The 14,559-nt window shown below is 66.0% G+C and carries 22 protein-coding genes and 1 tRNA gene; 13 read left to right on the top strand and 10 right to left on the bottom strand.

The features are described 5' to 3' along the window. Window positions 1–77: 77 nt before the first annotated feature. From pheT to H3005_RS18530, 6 genes are all read left to right on the top strand, one after another. Window positions 78–2,474, top strand: coding sequence for a phenylalanine--tRNA ligase subunit beta (gene pheT, locus H3005_RS18555; protein ID WP_191078742.1), 2,397 nt, complete (start codon window positions 78–80; stop codon window positions 2,472–2,474). 27 nt (window positions 2,475–2,501) lie between these two features. Beyond that, the gene (locus H3005_RS18550) at window positions 2,502–2,801 is read left to right on the top strand and encodes an integration host factor subunit alpha (protein WP_005410432.1); all 300 of its coding nucleotides are present in this window, start codon (window positions 2,502–2,504) and stop codon (window positions 2,799–2,801) included. Continuing rightward, on the top strand, window positions 2,782–3,138 hold the full coding sequence (locus tag H3005_RS18545) for a MerR family transcriptional regulator (protein ID WP_005410431.1): 357 nt from the start codon (window positions 2,782–2,784) through the stop codon (window positions 3,136–3,138). The genes H3005_RS18550 and H3005_RS18545 overlap by 20 nt, the downstream gene beginning before the upstream one ends. Before the next feature lie 67 nt (window positions 3,139–3,205). Continuing rightward, window positions 3,206–3,282 (top strand) — tRNA-Pro (locus H3005_RS18540). A 118-nt stretch (window positions 3,283–3,400) separates the two neighbouring features. Then, complete coding sequence (locus H3005_RS18535; RefSeq protein ID WP_100553082.1) at window positions 3,401–3,604, top strand: hypothetical protein; 204 nt, start codon at window positions 3,401–3,403, stop codon at window positions 3,602–3,604. After that, window positions 3,598–3,939: a phosphotyrosine protein phosphatase gene (locus H3005_RS18530; protein ID WP_191078741.1), complete on the top strand. Its 342-nt coding sequence runs from the start codon at window positions 3,598–3,600 to the stop codon at window positions 3,937–3,939. The genes H3005_RS18535 and H3005_RS18530 overlap by 7 nt, the downstream gene beginning before the upstream one ends. Here H3005_RS18530 and H3005_RS18525 read toward each other — a convergent pair. The 3 genes from H3005_RS18525 to H3005_RS18515 all read right to left on the bottom strand — a co-directional run bounded on the left by H3005_RS18525 (window position 3,909) and on the right by H3005_RS18515 (window position 5,289). Beyond that, complete coding sequence (locus H3005_RS18525) at window positions 3,909–4,358, bottom strand: GNAT family N-acetyltransferase (RefSeq protein WP_191078740.1); 450 nt, start codon at window positions 4,356–4,358, stop codon at window positions 3,909–3,911. The two genes, H3005_RS18530 and H3005_RS18525, sit on opposite strands and share 31 nt — an antisense overlap. Further along, window positions 4,355–4,681, bottom strand: a complete 327-nt coding sequence (locus tag H3005_RS18520; RefSeq protein WP_223880334.1) for a DUF6713 family protein — start codon at window positions 4,679–4,681, stop codon at window positions 4,355–4,357. The genes H3005_RS18525 and H3005_RS18520 overlap by 4 nt, the downstream gene beginning before the upstream one ends. A gap of 86 nt (window positions 4,682–4,767) precedes the next feature. Next, a complete protein-coding gene (locus H3005_RS18515; RefSeq protein WP_191078738.1) occupies window positions 4,768–5,289 on the bottom strand; it encodes a DUF3011 domain-containing protein in 522 nt (173 codons plus the stop codon). 273 nt (window positions 5,290–5,562) lie between these two features. Between H3005_RS18515 and H3005_RS18510 the strand changes: the two genes are divergently transcribed. After that, the gene (locus tag H3005_RS18510) at window positions 5,563–5,931 is read left to right on the top strand and encodes a hypothetical protein (protein ID WP_223880333.1); all 369 of its coding nucleotides are present in this window, start codon (window positions 5,563–5,565) and stop codon (window positions 5,929–5,931) included. Window positions 5,932–5,952: 21 nt separating this feature from the next. Here the strand turns inward: H3005_RS18510 and H3005_RS18505 are convergent, their stop codons facing one another. Then, complete coding sequence (locus H3005_RS18505; RefSeq protein WP_180166349.1) at window positions 5,953–6,645, bottom strand: aspartate/glutamate racemase family protein; 693 nt, start codon at window positions 6,643–6,645, stop codon at window positions 5,953–5,955. Between the two features lie 160 nt (window positions 6,646–6,805). Here H3005_RS18505 and H3005_RS18500 point away from each other — a divergent pair, with 160 nt between their 5' ends. From H3005_RS18500 to H3005_RS18490, 3 genes are all read left to right on the top strand, one after another. After that, complete coding sequence (locus H3005_RS18500) at window positions 6,806–7,438, top strand: cation transporter (RefSeq protein ID WP_180166350.1); 633 nt, start codon at window positions 6,806–6,808, stop codon at window positions 7,436–7,438. Window positions 7,439–7,537: 99 nt separating this feature from the next. Beyond that, the gene (locus H3005_RS18495; RefSeq protein WP_099819122.1) at window positions 7,538–8,176 is read left to right on the top strand and encodes a LysE family translocator; all 639 of its coding nucleotides are present in this window, start codon (window positions 7,538–7,540) and stop codon (window positions 8,174–8,176) included. A gap of 104 nt (window positions 8,177–8,280) precedes the next feature. After that, window positions 8,281–8,454, top strand: a complete 174-nt coding sequence (locus H3005_RS18490) for a DUF1328 domain-containing protein (protein WP_025876319.1) — start codon at window positions 8,281–8,283, stop codon at window positions 8,452–8,454. Window positions 8,455–8,479: 25 nt separating this feature from the next. Here H3005_RS18490 and H3005_RS18485 read toward each other — a convergent pair whose 3' ends face one another. The 5 genes from H3005_RS18485 to H3005_RS18465 form a co-directional block, all read right to left on the bottom strand. Beyond that, entirely contained in the window at window positions 8,480–8,812 is a 333-nt protein-coding gene (locus tag H3005_RS18485; RefSeq protein ID WP_089236273.1) for an SMR family transporter, read from the bottom strand. A gap of 13 nt (window positions 8,813–8,825) precedes the next feature. Next, window positions 8,826–9,398: a TetR/AcrR family transcriptional regulator gene (locus tag H3005_RS18480; protein WP_089236272.1), complete on the bottom strand. Its 573-nt coding sequence runs from the start codon at window positions 9,396–9,398 to the stop codon at window positions 8,826–8,828. 76 nt (window positions 9,399–9,474) lie between these two features. Then, window positions 9,475–10,236: a transporter gene (locus tag H3005_RS18475; RefSeq protein WP_191078737.1), complete on the bottom strand. Its 762-nt coding sequence runs from the start codon at window positions 10,234–10,236 to the stop codon at window positions 9,475–9,477. 70 nt (window positions 10,237–10,306) lie between these two features. Next, on the bottom strand, window positions 10,307–10,540 hold the full coding sequence (locus tag H3005_RS18470) for a DUF1653 domain-containing protein (RefSeq protein ID WP_191078736.1): 234 nt from the start codon (window positions 10,538–10,540) through the stop codon (window positions 10,307–10,309). A 12-nt stretch (window positions 10,541–10,552) separates the two neighbouring features. Continuing rightward, window positions 10,553–10,816, bottom strand: a complete 264-nt coding sequence (locus tag H3005_RS18465) for a hypothetical protein (RefSeq protein WP_100553074.1) — start codon at window positions 10,814–10,816, stop codon at window positions 10,553–10,555. A 416-nt stretch (window positions 10,817–11,232) separates the two neighbouring features. Between H3005_RS18465 and H3005_RS18460 the strand changes: the two genes are divergently transcribed. The 3 genes from H3005_RS18460 (at window position 11,233) to H3005_RS18450 (ending at window position 12,511) form a co-directional block, all read left to right on the top strand. Continuing rightward, entirely contained in the window at window positions 11,233–11,439 is a 207-nt protein-coding gene (locus tag H3005_RS18460) for a hypothetical protein (protein ID WP_089236267.1), read from the top strand. 130 nt (window positions 11,440–11,569) lie between these two features. After that, window positions 11,570–12,133, top strand: a complete 564-nt coding sequence (locus tag H3005_RS18455; protein ID WP_089236266.1) for a DUF3011 domain-containing protein — start codon at window positions 11,570–11,572, stop codon at window positions 12,131–12,133. Window positions 12,134–12,307: 174 nt separating this feature from the next. Further along, a complete protein-coding gene (locus H3005_RS18450; RefSeq protein WP_032978640.1) occupies window positions 12,308–12,511 on the top strand; it encodes a hypothetical protein in 204 nt (67 codons plus the stop codon). A gap of 135 nt (window positions 12,512–12,646) precedes the next feature. On the opposite strand, the gene dxs is transcribed toward H3005_RS18450, so the two are convergent. Next, window positions 12,647–14,554 carry a 1-deoxy-D-xylulose-5-phosphate synthase gene (dxs, locus tag H3005_RS18445; protein WP_191078735.1) on the bottom strand — a complete coding sequence of 636 codons (1,908 nt, stop codon included), beginning with the start codon at window positions 14,552–14,554 and terminating at the stop codon, window positions 12,647–12,649. Window positions 14,555–14,559: the final 5 nt, after the last annotated feature.

Raw genomic sequence — 14,559 nt, 5'->3', positions numbered from 1 at the left:
ATGTCGTGCCGGGCCATGCCCGGCTGCACTTGAATCCGAAGCCCAGGCGCATGCGCCGGGCCCACCAGGGTGACCCCATGAAATTCTCCGAAAACTGGCTGCGCAGCCACGTTCCGACCACTGCCTCGCGCGATGAGCTGAGCGCGGTGCTGACCGCCATCGGCCTGGAAGTGGAAGACGTGGCCGCGCTTGGCGATGGCCTGCAGCACGTGGTCGTCGCGCGTATCGTCGAAGCCGAACGCCATCCCGAAGCCGACCGCCTGCAGGTGTGCAAGGTTGATGCGGGACAGGCTGAGCTGCTGCAGATCGTCTGTGGTGCGCCGAATGCGCGCCCGGGCCTGGTCGCGCCGCTGGCGATGGTCGGTGCGCAGATCGGTGAATTGAAGATCAAGCCGGCCAAGCTGCGCGGCGTCGAATCCAACGGCATGCTGTGCTCGGCCAAGGAGCTGGGCCTGGACAACGATGCTTCCGGCCTGCTGGAACTGCCGGATGACGCGCCGGTCGGCCAGACCCTGGTGGAGTACCTCGGCCTGCCGGACGCCAGCATCGAGATCAAGCTGACCCCCAACCGCGCCGACTGCTTCAGCATCCGCGGCATCGCCTATGACGTTGCTGCAGCCACGCGCAGCGAAGTACTGGATTTCATCGCAGAGCCGATCGCCGCCCACGGCAGTCGCGAGCTGGCGATCCAGCTCGATGCAGGTGCCGAAGCGCCGCGCTATCTCGGTCGTGTCATCGAAGGTGTCAACGCTGCGGCGAAGACTCCGTTGTGGATGGCCGAGCGCCTGCGCCGCAGTGGCGTGCGCCCGGTGTCGCTGCTGGTCGACATCACCCAGTACGTAATGCTCGAGCTGGGCCAGCCGATGCACGCCTACGATCTGGGCACCCTGCAGGGCACAATCGGTGTGCGTCGTTCGCGCGCCGGCGAAAACCTGAAGCTGCTGGACGGCCGTGATGCTGCGCTGGACGACAGCTTCCTGGTGGTCACCGACGCTGATCGCGCGGTCGGCCTGGCCGGCCTGATGGGCGGCTTCGATACGCGCGTTACCGATGCCACCACCGCCGTGTTCCTGGAAGCGGCGCACTTTGCGCCGGCCGCGATCATGGGCCGTGGCCGCAAGCTGGGCCTGCATACCGATGCCGGCCACCGCTTCGAGCGTGGCGTCGACCCGGCGCTGCCGCGTACCGCCATCGAATACGCCACCCGCCTGGTGCTGGACCTGGCCGGCGGTATCCCGGCACAGGTGACCGAGGCGGTGCGTGAGGCCGACCTGCCGCAGCCCGCGACGATCCTGCTGCGCCGCGCACGCATCACCCGCGTGCTGGGCATCACCATTGAAGACGCCGAAGTCGAGCGCATCCTGCGCGCGCTGGGCATGCAGGTGGCGATCGCTGGCGAAGGCTGGCAGGTCACTGCACCGAGCCGCCGCTTCGACATCGCCATCGAAGAAGACCTGATCGAGGAGCTGGCCCGGATCCACGGTTACGAGCAGATCCCGACCACGCTGCCGGGTGGTGCATCGCGTGTTGCGATGCCGACCGAGACCCAGCTGGACACGCTCAGCGTGCGCCGCCAGCTGGTTGCCCGCGACCTGCAGGAAACCGTCAATTTCGCCTTCGTCGACGACGCACTGCTGAGCCAGTGGCAGCTGCGCGACAACCTGGTGCCGTTGGCCAACCCGCTGTCGGCCGAGCTGGCAGTGATGCGTCCGGCGCTGCTGCCGGGCCTGGTCGCCACCCTTGGCCGCAACGCCGCCCGCCAGCTGGGCCGCGTGCGCCTGTTCGAGATCGGCCGGGTGTTCGCCCAGCAGGCCGGCGACGCGTCGCTCGGCGAAAGCCGGCCGGCACCGCTGGAAACCTCGCGCGTGGCCGCTGCGGTCTGCGGTGAAGCGCAGGCAGTGCAGTGGGGCCTGCCAACCCGCAAGGTCGATTTCCATGACCTGAAGGGCGACCTGGAATCGCTGGCCGCTGCCAGTGGCGCGGTGCTGGAGTTCCGCCCGTCCAGCCGTGCCTACGGCCATCCGGTGCGTTCGGCCGAAGTCTTCCGCGACGGCTTGGCGATCGGCTGGATCGGTCAGATCCACCCGCGCCTGGCCAAGGCGATGGACATCGACGTGGATGTGTACGCCTTCGAGCTGGATCTGGAGGCGCTGTCCGCCCGTGCGCTGCCGCGCGCCGGTGAACTGTCGCGCTACCCGGCGGTGCGCCGCGACCTGGCCTTCCTGGTGCCTGAACAGGTGGCCTGGAGTGACCTGGCCGCGACCATCCGCCAGGCTGCCGGCCCGTTGCTGCGCGAGCTGAACCTGTTCGACCGCTACGTCGGCCAGGGCGTCGAGCCGGGATTCAAGAGTCTCGCTATGGGCTTGATTTTGCAGGACAAGTCGCGCACTCTGACGGACCGCGACGTGGAAGCGGTAGTGGCCGAGGCGGTCACTGCCATCGAGCGTGAACACCACGCCCGGATCCGCGGCTGAGCGGGCAGCACTCGGGGGTAGCAGGCAATGGCATTGACCAAGGCGGAGATGGCGGAAAAGCTGTTCGACGAAGTCGGTCTGAACAAGCGGGAAGCCAAGGAATTCGTCGACGCGTTCTTCGATGTGCTGCGTGAAGCATTGGAACAGGGACGTCAGGTGAAGCTGTCGGGCTTTGGCAATTTCGACCTGCGGCGCAAGAACCAGCGCCCGGGTCGCAACCCCAAGACCGGCGAGGAAATTCCGATTTCCGCCCGTACGGTGGTTACTTTCCGTCCGGGCCAGAAGCTCAAGGAGAGGGTGGAAGCTTATGCTGGATCCGGGCAGTAACCGCGAACTTCCGCCGATTCCGGCCAAGCGCTACTTCACCATCGGTGAAGTCAGCGAACTGTGCGACGTCAAGCCGCACGTGCTGCGCTACTGGGAAACCGAGTTTCCCAGTCTCGAGCCGGCCAAGCGCCGTGGCAACCGTCGTTACTACCAGCGCCACGACGTGCTGATGGTGCGGCAGATCCGCAGCCTGTTGTACGAACAGGGCTACACCATCGGCGGCGCGCGCCTGCGCCTGGATGGTCCGGATGCACGCGAGGAATCGGCCTTGAGCAACCAGATCATCAAGCAGGTGCGGATGGAACTGGAAGAAGTGCTGCAACTGCTGCGTCGCTGACCCATTTCCGCCGTAATCCGCTATACTTCACGGCCCGCTGCACTGGCGGGTACATCGCAGCATCAGTCGGGGCGTAGCGCAGCCTGGTAGCGCATCTGCCTGGGGGGCAGAGGGTCGTCGGTTCGAATCCGGCCGTCCCGACCACTGTGATGAAACAGACAAGCCTGCGCAGCGATGCGTGGGCTTTTTTGTTGCGGCGTTGTATCCTGCGCGCACTCGTACTACCGCGGCTGCTGAACCCGGTACTCACGAGAATACGATCATGGAAACGCAAAGGAACCGCGCCTGGAGGCGCTCGCAGTCGCGCCACCACGGCGGCGACCACACGGCACCACTGCCGATCTTCAAGCCGGAAAAGAACTGGAAGCTGATGTATACGCGTGGCGACAAGCTGCTGCGGGCGCGCCAGCTGGGTTTCACCTATCCGGTCCTCAGCCCGAGACAACTACTGGATCAGGAATGTTGAACCTGCTGTTTGTCTGCAGCCGCAACCAGCTGCGCAGCCCCACCGCCGAAGCGATGTGGCAGCGCCGGCCGGGTATCAGTGCGCGCTCGGCCGGCACCAGCCCGCACGCGCGCCGGCCCATCAGCCCAGCGGATATCCGCTGGGCTGATGTCATCTTCGTCATGGAGCCCAAGCACCAGCATCGGCTGCAGGCGAATTTCGCGCGCCTGCTTGAGCACACGCCGCTGCACTGCCTGGACATCCCCGACGACTATCGCTGCATGGATCCGGCGTTGATGGCGCTGCTGGAAGCGAAGGTTGCGCCTTACCTCACATCGTCAGTGTCGAAGCGGTAGATCAGCTCCGGATCGCCTTCGTCGAGGCCGTGCACGATCCCGCACTGCACGAAGCCTGCGGCTGCCAGCAGCCGCTGCATGCTGGCATTGGACTGGTTGGTCGAGCTGAAAAGTCGGGTGCCCGCGCTGATCGACGTGGCATGCAGAAGCAACGCACGGCCGATGCCGTGTCTGCGCAGCGGCGCGGCCACCATCAGCATCTCGATGAAGGCCTCACCGAAGAAGTGCCGATGCTGGACCCGGTAGCCAGCCAGCGTGCCATCGAGCTCGACAACGTGCATGTGGCCGTCCGTCAGCCACTGGCCGATCTGCGTGGCACGGCGTGGGTCATCGGCCGCAACGCTGTCCAGGGCGATCAGTGCCGGAAGATCCGTGCACTCGGCCGCGCGTACCCGAAGTGCTGGAGCCTGCAGGGTCATCGCCGACGGCTGCCCAGCAGCAATCCGCTGCCGCTGACCAGGCAGGCCAGAAGCGTGAGCAGCGACAGCGGCAGGTGGAATTCATCGCGACCGGCCGCAGCGAAGCCGGCATGGATGAGGGCGGTGCCGATACCCAGCACGCCGCACAACAGCGCGTAGCGGCGCGCAGAGCCCAGGCCGAGCACCACCTGGCGATAACCGTGCAGCAGTACGCCGATGGCAAGCAGATTGAACAGCAGGAATCCCTGGATGCCGCCGGGCACCTGGAACATCCGCCATTCCTGCCAGAACGCGGCATCGATCTGATGCAGCAGCAAGGACATCATCGTTGCCAGCTACCAGCGTTCCATGCGGTGTTTCCTGCTGTGAGAGCCTCATTCTAGCGAGGATGGGCGCGCAGCCATCGTACTCAGTAGACGCGGAATTCGGCGCGGCAACCGTCGCTGACCCATACGCCGCGTCGGTCCCAGCCCCAGTTGCGGTCCTCGGTGCAGGTGGTGACCGACTTCTGCTTGACCAGCCGCACGTCATGACGGACGCGGATGCGGCATTGTTTCTCCTTGTTTTCGTAGGATTCGCAGACCAGGCGCTCGCCATCGCGATCACGATCACGGTCACGGTCACGGTCACGTCCAGGCCAACGGCCTCGCCCACGCTCTTCGGCGACGAATTCGGCGCGGCAGCCGTCGGTAACCCACAGCATGCCGCGGCGCTGTCCCCAGTTGTCGTCTTCCACGCATCGCGTCACCGACAGCTGCCGCGCCAGTCGCGCACGTCCTTCGAACGGGCACTGCTGGGTCTTGTTGAAGTGTGATTCGCAGGTCGTGCGCGGCGATGACTCGCTGTCGTAATCCTGGGCCGAGACCGTGGTTGCGGCCAGCAGCAGGGCAAGCGCAGAACCGCCCAGGGGCAGTAGCAGGCGAAGGCTCATTGAAACCTCGGGTTGGGAGTGGGACGCAAGAATGGCGCACGTGCGGCGCTCTGCGACGACCGGGCCCTGCGCCGGCTCAGGACGGATTTATAAGTGTCCGGCGGCGCATGCAGGGCGTTACATCCCGTATCATCCCGGGCACATCCGATTGCATCGGTTTACAGTTTTTTACACGTTCCAGCGCTTTCGAACGCGACCTTCGGGCCTCGCCCGTGGCTGCTGGCGCGGGTGCGGACAAGGATGTGCGGACCACGACGACCACAGGGGGTTGCGTTGATCAGCAGTATCGTCATTCATCGGTCGGCCGGCACAGGCGCGGTCGAAGTGCAGGTCCTGGACACGACGTTCAAGGGCAAGCGTGTTTTTGTTGCCTGGGGCCTGCGTGGCCTGGAGTTGACCCGCCAAGCCGAGCCGGAAGATACGGTCGCGGCCCGGCGTGCCTTGCGGCTGGTTTCCCGCCAGGCCGACGGGCCGCGCAGCAGTGAGATTTTCATCGCCAACCAATCGGGCGTGGCAATCAGCGTCTACCGGATGCTGACCGAAGCTCGCAGCGGCGACGCCGTGTTCTTCCTGTGCGATTCGCCACCGGTGGTGGAATGGCTGGTCACTTCGCTGGAAGTGCAGCCCGAACCGACTGCGTGACCGGGTGTACGGCGATGTGCGTCATGCCAACGCCGCGTCTACCGCCGCGCGCGCATGCAGGGTCGTGGTGTCGAACAGCGGCACCGGGCTGTCTTCGGCACGCACCAGCAGCATGATCTCGGTACAGCCCAGGATGATCGCTTCGGCACCGCGGGCAACCAGGCGTTCGATCACCTCGACGTACACCCGCCGTGATCGCTCGTTGACCACGCCGGCGATCAACTCCTGGTAGATGATCGCATGCACATCGCGGCGGTCGTCGGCCTCCGGAACCAGTACGTCCAGGCCGAAGCGCTCGCTCAGCCGGCCACGGTAGAAGTTCTCTTCCATGGTGAAGGCCGTGCCGAGCAGGCCGACACGCTGCAGACCGGCCTGCACGATCGCGGTGGCGGTCGGGTCGGCGATATGCAGCAGGGGCAGCGGGCAGGCCGCCTCGATCTCACCAACAAGCTTGTGCATGGTGTTGGTGCAGATCAGCAGCAGTTCGGCGCCACCGGCCTGCAGCCGCTGGGCCGCATCGACCATCTCGTTGCCCAGCGCATCCCAGTCACCGTCATGCTGCAGCTGTTTGATGCGGGCGAAATCCAGCGACCACATCAGCAACTGCGCCGAGTGCGCACCGCCCAACCGCGCGCGTACCTCTTCGTTGATGAGGCGGTAGTACTGCGCCGAACTTTCCCAGCTCATGCCACCGATCAGGCCAAGCGTCTTCATGGGTCTCTCCGTGCCGGGGAGTGCCATTGCAGCACATCGCAGGCCGGGACACCGCGTGCCGGCGCGGCCGGGGCGCGCAATCGCAGATGGGCCCGCCGCAGCAGCTGCCGACACGGCTGATCGGCGTGATAATGGGCCACGACAGGCAGAGGGCAGGGCGATGGGCGAATGCTGTGGCTGCGGCAAGACGCTGGATGTGGCGGCCATGCAGGCGCGCCACCGGCGGGTGCTGTGGATCGTGCTGCTGATCAACCTGGCGACGTTTCTGATGATGGTCGGCGCGTCGTGGTACAGCCACTCGTCCGCGTTGCTCTCCGGTGCGCTGGACAACCTGGGCGACGCCGCTACCTACCTGCTGAGCCTGCTGGTGGTGGGTGCCGGCGTGGCGGCCAAGGCGCGGGTTGCGTTGTTCAAGGGCGCGCTGATCCTGGCGGCGGCGGTGGCAGTGGCGGTACAGATCGGATGGCGGCTGGCGCATCCGCAGGTTCCCCTGTTCGAAAGCATGGGCCTGGCCGCGCTGCTGAATCTTGCCGCGAATGGCTTCTGCCTGTGGCTGCTGACGCCGTATCGCAATGACGACGTGAACCTGGCATCGGCCTGGGAATGCGCGCGCAACGATATCTTCGAGGGCATTTCGGTGGTGCTGGCGGCGGCGTTGGTCGCGCTGTTCGGTGCCGGTTGGCCGGACCTGCTGGTCGCGGTCGCACTGCTGGTCGTGTTCCTGCGCTCGGCGCTGCGGGTGCTGCGCATCGCGATGGCCGAACTGCGTGCGTCGCGCGTTGCCAGCGGCTGAGTCGCAGCAGCTGTAACCGTCGAATCGACCCTGGACTGTGCATGGTGGTGACAGCCGCTGCGCACTATCCTTGCAGGGATTATTCCGGTGGACGAAGTGATGGCCCTGCATACCTGGTGGTGGTTCCTGGCGACAGTGTTCGTGCTGTGCGGCACGCCGGGTCCGAACATGCTGCACATCCTGGGGCGCAGTGTCGGCCTGGGCTTCCGTCGCAGCGTGCCCGCCATGGCCGGTTGCCTGCTGGCGATGCTGCTGGTGCTTGCGGCGTCCGCGGCCGGCCTGAGCGCGGTGCTGCGCTCGTCGCCGATGCTGTTCGATGTGCTGCGCTATCTGGGTGTGGCTTACCTGGCCTGGTTGGGCATCAAGGCCTGGCGGGACAGCTGTCGGCAGGCGCCGGTGGCGACAGACGTCGATGCAGCGCTGGCGCCGGTGCATGGTGCCTGGGCAGTGTTCCGTGGTGGTCTGCTGGTGGGGCTGAGCAATCCCAAGCTGCTGCTGTTCGCCGCCGCGTTCCTGCCGCAGTTCGTCGACCCCGCGCGTGGCCAGGCCGTGCAGTACACGGTGCTGGTGGCCACCTTCGCTACCTGCGAACTGTTCTGGTACGTGATGTACGCGGCGGGTGGACATGGGCTGCGCCGTTGGCTGGCAAAGCCCTTTGCGCAACGCTGGTTCGAACGCCTGGTTGGCAGCGTGTTTCTCGCCTTCGCAGTGGCGCTGCTGCGCTTCCGGCCGCGCTGAACCGGATCGTTTCACGCCGCGCCTGCGACCTGTTCACGCGTGTGGCATCGCGGCCTGCCTAACCTGATCGCACCTTCAGTATTCCCGTCAGGGAGAGGATCGACATGATCAAGTGGGCCATCATTTTCGCCATCATCGGCCTGATCGCCGGTGCGCTGGGTTTCGGCGGTATTGCCGGCGCCGCGGTGGGGATCGCCAAGTTCCTGTTCTGGGCCGGCATCATCATCGCCGTCGTACTTTTTGTGCTCGGCATGACCGTCGCGAAGAAGGTCGCCTAGCCCGGCAGTTCGTACAGCGGCGCGCTCAATGCGCGCTGCTGTGCGAGAACAGGTTGATGACCAGTACGCCGGCACAGATCAGGCCGATGCCGATCAGCGCCGGTGCATCCAGGCGCTGCTTGAACACCAGCAGGCCGATCAGCGAGATCAGCACGATGCCGACGCCGGACCAGATGGCATAGGCAATGCCGGTGGGGATCGACTTCATCGTCAGCGACAGCAGGTAGAAGCACACACCGTAACCGGCAAGCGCGCCCAGCGTGGGGCCGAGGCGGGTCATGCCTTCCGATGCCTTGAGCAGGGAGGTGGCGATCACTTCCAGCACGATCGCGCCGGCCAGGTAGAAATAGGGGTTCATCGCAGTCTCCCGCTCATGCCGGTTCGCACAGCTTCAGTGCCTCCAGGGCCATGGCCTGGGCGTTCTGGCGTTCGTTTTCATCCAAGGGCCGCCCATAGGCGGTGGCCCAGTACCCATCGGCAACGCAACGCGCGGCATACAGCCGCGGATCGCAGGCTTCATCCGGAAACTCGGCCAGCATGCCGCGCAGCCACGTTCGCCAGTAGACCAGCAGCGCCGGCTCCAGCATGTTGCCCATGGTGAGCCCGATGTCGTTGATCTGCTCCTGCTGCAGCAGATGTTCGAAATTCACCTGCACATAGGCACGGCTGAAGCCGCCATGGCGCGGCGGGGACTGCCGCAGCACCTCGCGCACTCTGTCCTCGAAGTCGGCGATGAGCGAGGTCAGCGTCGCCTCGACCAGGTCCTGCTTGCTGCCGAAATGATGGAACAGCGCGCCCTTGCTGACACCAGCCGCGTCGGCGACGTCCTGCACGGTGAGGGCCGCCAGCCCATTCTGGCCGATGGTATGGGCGGTCGCGTGCAGCAGTGCCTGGCGCACGCTGTCGGGCGCCTTGCGGCGGGAGCGGGGAGGGGATTCTGGCATGGGGGACGAAACCGACTGGACGGTATGATTGTAGCGCGGGGGCGATGCGCCCGACGCGTGCGATCAGTTCAGCAGGTCACTGCAGATAGAACGCGATGCCGGTGCCGAGCTGCAGGTCGGGGCTGTTGCGATTGAGGCCGAGATCGAAAGAGGCGTCCAGCTGCACGTTCGGCCGCAGCATCCAGGTCAGGCCTGCGCCGGCGATGGCCTGGTCGGGTTGCTGCCTGGCGTGGGTAAAGCCGGCTTCGAGATAGGTGCCCAGCCGCTCGGTCACGCTCAGCGCGAGGCTTGGCGACCAGGTCGTGCTGCGCTGGCCTGCGCCGCGCTGATGGCTGCCATACAGCGCACCGCTCCAGCGGTCGTTGAAGGTGTGTTCGACGCTGGCGGCCAGCGCGTACTGGCGGCCATCGCTGAAGGCGGCATCGCCACGTGCGATCACACCGCTTGCCAGCAGCGCCCAGGCCGTGCGCTCGGTACTGCCAGGACCTGCCCATTTCACTCCGACGGTGCTGTCGCCGGCGCCGCGCTGCTGCGTGCGTGGCATGTCAGGGCCACGTTCGCGCTGGCGCTGCCACGGTGTGGACGCCAACTGCAGTTCCCAGCCCGGCGCCAACCCGGTGCGCAGCAACAGGTCGCTGGACAGCGAGGTCGTACGCAGGCCGTCGCGATCACGATCGCGTTGATAGCTGGGCAGGCCCACTTCGACGGCAAGGCCGCCACGCGGCACCGTGTCAGTGCCGAAGCCGAAGCCGATGCCGGGACGGTCGAAGCTGGGAGGTTCTGCGGCCAGCACCGGGGTGCTGGCCAGCGACAGGACGATCAACAGGGTGTGGCGCATGCGGGTTCCGTTTCGCAGGGATGCTTCAGCATGCGCGGCGATGCCGTGCGCGCGGCGTGAGCCGCGCCGTTCAGTCGCTGATGCGGGCGAAGCGTCCCTGCGGGCCGTGCTCGCCGGGCACCTGTTCAATGAACATCGGATAGGGACGCACCCACAGTCCGCCTTCGCCGTACAGGGCGCGATAGAGCACCATCGGCTGCAGCGTTTCACTGCTGCGGACGATGTCGATCACCTCGTACTCGCCACCTTTGAAGTGGCGGTAGCGGCCAGGTGTCAGCGGGGGCAGTGGGGCCAGGTCGGTCATCGTCAGCACCCGTTACCTGCGCGCCGGCGTTGCCGGGGTGGCGCAGTAGGCGTCGATGGCTTCGGCAGTGTTGGCCAGGCCCTGCGCTTGCGCCAGTTCCCATGGGCGCTCGCAGCGCTGGCTGTGCTCGCACCACTGATAGCCGGCCGAACCGATGCATCCGTGTGCATCGCGGTCACCACCAACCACGGGCGTGGCGGTGTCATGGGTGACCGGTTTTTCCGGGCTGGCACACGCGGCCAGGGCCAGCAGCGGGATCAGGAACAGGACTTTCATGGGTGCGGCTCCGTGCCGTAAACCGACAGTTTGTTCGGTCCCCGCAGCAGCGGCAAGCATCGCTGGACAATCCTCAGCTCAGCGATGCGCGGACCAGTTCCTCGATCAATACCACGTAGCTGGCGGCAAAATAGAACTTCAGCAGCGTCGAACGCTGCAGTGGAAGCGAGGTGCGCATGTGGAAGGGGCCACTGTTGATGACGATAGTGTGAAGCGCGGCTGACTTCGTGACAAGGGTCACGGAATGGATTTCCTAAATGGCCTCAGGGATGTGATGGGCGGCGCTTTCTGAGGTGCCGGTAGGGAGTTTTCGGATAAATCCGATAGGTCTTCCCCTGGGCGCTGGCTAGGCTGGTCGGGCATCGGAGATCGGCCTTGCGCCGGTCCCGGATTTCCCAGAAACGCAGGAGCCCACCATGGTCATCACTGTCCAATGCACCGCCCAGCGCTGGTCCATCCTGGATCCGCAGACACGCGCGACCGAAGAGTTCAGCACCGGTGCGGCCGCCTTCGACGCCGCTGCCTCGCGGGCCAGCGAACATCACTGCCGTACCGGCCAGCACAGCACCGTGCGCGTGGAAGCACTGGGCACCGCGGTCGACGCGCTGCACTTCGGCCGCTGAGCCGCCGACGCCGCAGTCAGTTGCGGTTGGGTTGGTTGAATGGGGGAAAAACCGCCGTCGCAGCTCCCTCTGTGCGCCACGCCCGGAATCCCCGATGCTTGCCTCCACCGTATTCACCTGGAGACGAGGGATGGGCAAGGGACTCACTTGGCGCACCGTGGCGTGCACCCTGTTGCCGATGATGGCTGCCGCTGGCGGCGTGCAGGCGCAGAACTATGGCTACGACGATCGCTACGACGATCGTGGTGGCAATGGCATCGTGCGCTGCGAATCGATCAAGAACCGCAGCAACGAGTGCCGGCTGGAAGGGCGCGCGCGCATGATCCGCCAGTTGTCCGGCTCCCCCTGTGTGGAAGGTGAGACCTGGGGCCAGTCCCGTTACGGTGTCTGGGTTACCCAAGGCTGCCGCGCCGAATTCGTCGGTGAATACCGGCGACCGGGCGGTGGCGGCGGTGGTTGGGGCGGTGGTGGTGGCAACGGCTGGGGCGGAAGCCAGTGGGGTGGTGGCGGCCAGGTGATTGCCTGCCATTCCAATGACCGGCGCCAGCAGTACTGCGATGCACAGGTTCGTCGCGGCGTGCGTCTGGTACGGCAGGAATCGCGCAGTGCCTGCATCGAAGGCCAGAGCTGGGGCTGGGACCGCCGTGGTATCTGGGTCAGCAACGGCTGCAGGGCCCAGTTCCAGGTGAATTGAGAGGCCGATGCAATCGGCTCAAGATCAGAGAAATCTGATAGCGATCACACTTCTTTCCTCGTATTGTCGACTCCCGGGACGCCTTGCGCGTCCCGGTTCGCACTGGCCATCCCTGTCGCGCCTGGTGCGGTCATTCTCTCGTCGTCGATACGCTGTTCAAGGAGTGAGCAACGCATGTTGATCCGACTGCAATGTGAGCAGCGCCAATGGCGCGTGCTGCACCCGGACAAGCCGGAACCGATCGAGTTCCGCGATGGCGTCCGTGCCTTCGATTTCGCCGAAACCCTGGCCCGCCTGCATTTCACCGATACCGGTCAGCGCGCCTCGGTGCGGGTGGAGTCCAGCGGGGCATTCGTCGAAGCGATCAGCTACGGCTGACAGCGCCGTTCGCCGGCAGGGTCTGCGGCATCCACGCATGGCGTGGATCTACTTTTACCCTGGTAGATCCACGCCATGCGTGGATGAGGGGCCTGGGGAGCCACGCATGACGTGGCCCCGTAACCCTGGCGGCGCTCAGCCCGCCGCGCTCAGTGGCGGGTTACCAGCGGCCAGTTGCGGCCAGCGCTTGAGCAGGGCCGCACGGATGCCGGCGGCATCGATGCCGGCCTCGGCCAGCAGGTCCTCGCGGCTGGCGTGATGCTGGAAGGCATCGGGCAGGCCCAGGTGCAGGATCGGGCGCAGCACGTCCTCGGCATTGAGCAGTTCGGCCACGGCCGAACCGGCGCCGCCCGCCACCACGTTGTCCTCGATCGTCACCAGTGCGTCGTGCTGGCTGGCCATCGCCAGTACCAGTTCGCGATCCAGTGGCTTGACGAAACGCATGTTGACCACGCTCAAACCCAGTTCGCGACCGACCTGTTCGGCGGCGGCGACGGTGCTGCCGAAGGCGAGCAGGGCGACGCGGTTGCCCTGCAGGCGCAGCTCGCCCTTGCCGATCGGCAGGGTCGACAGATCGCTGCCGGCATCCACGCCGGTACCGCTGCCGCGCGGGTAGCGCACCGCCGCCGGGCCGGGGTGCTGCAGGCCGGTGCTGAGCATCTGCCGGCACTCGGCTTCGTTGGACGGAGCCATCACCACCATGTTCGGCACGCAGCGCAGGAAGCTGAGGTCGAGGTTGCCGGCGTGGGTTGCACCATCGGGGCCGACGACGCCGGCGCGGTCGATCGCGAACAGCACGTCCAGATCCTGGATGGCCACGTCGTGCACCAGCTGGTCGTACGCGCGCTGCAGGAAGGTGGAATAGATCGCCACCACCGGCTTGCCGCCCTGGGTGGCCATGCCTGCGGCCAGGGTCACCGCGTGCTGCTCTGCGATGGCCACGTCGAAGTAACGCTGCGGATATTCCCTGCTGAAGCGCACCAGGCCCGAGCCTTCGCGCATCGCCGGGGTGATGCCGTACAGACGCGGTTCGGCGGCGGCAGCGTCACACAGCCAGTCGCCAAACACGTCGGTGTAGGTGGGCTTCTTCGCGCCGGTCTTGGCCACCAGGCCCTTGTCCGGATCGAACGGGCCCACCGCGTGGTAACCGATCTGGTCACCTTCGGCCGGCTCGTAGCCCTTGCCCTTGGTGGTCATCACATGCAGCAGCTTCGGGCCCTTGGAGGCACGCAGCGTCTTCAGCGCGGACAGCAGCGCCGGCAGGTCATGGCCGTCGATCGGGCCGGTGTAATGGAAGCCCATTTCCTCGAACATCGTGGACGGCACGAACATGCCCTTCCAGTGTTCTTCCCAGCGCTTCACGAAACGGGCGGGGTTGTTCTTCTTGTCGCCGAGGATCTTCTTGCCGCCTTCGCGCAGCGCATTGAGCGTGCGGCTGCCGGTGGCGCGGCCGAGCATCTTGGTCAGCCCACCCACTGCCTCGGAGATCGACATGTTGTTGTCGTTGAGGATCACCAGCAGGTTTGGTTCCGGCTCCATGCCACCGGCGTGCATCAGCGCTTCGAACGCCATGCCGGCGGTCATCGCGCCGTCGCCGATCACGGCCACGACCTTGCGGTCGTCACCTTCGGTCTGGCGCGCGATGGCCATGCCCAGCGCTGCCGAGATCGAGGTCGAGGAGTGGCCAACACCGAAGGTGTCGTATTCGCTCTCTTCGCGCTTCGGGAACGGCGCGACGCCATCCTTCTGCTTGACGGTGTGGATCTCGTCGCGGCGACCGGTCAGGATCTTGTGCGGATACGTCTGGTGGCCGACGTCCCAGACCAGCTGGTCAACCGGGGTCTGGTACAGGTAGTGCAGGGCCACGGTGAGCTCGATCACGCCCAGGCCGGCGGCGAAATGGCCGCCGCTTTTGCCCACCGATTCGATCAGGTAGGCACGCAGTTCATCGGCAACCGCCGTCAGTTCGGATTCGTCGAACGTGCGCAGGTCATCCGGTGTCTGGATGCGCGCGAGGCGGGGATAGCGGGCAGAGTCGATCATCATGT

The sequence above is a fragment of the Stenotrophomonas sp. Br8 genome (genome assembly GCF_014763005.1).
Taxonomy (GTDB): Bacteria; Pseudomonadota; Gammaproteobacteria; order Xanthomonadales; family Xanthomonadaceae; genus Stenotrophomonas; species Stenotrophomonas lactitubi.
The sequence above is the reverse complement of the archived record's forward strand: the minus strand, read 5'-3'. Positions and strand labels throughout refer to the sequence as shown.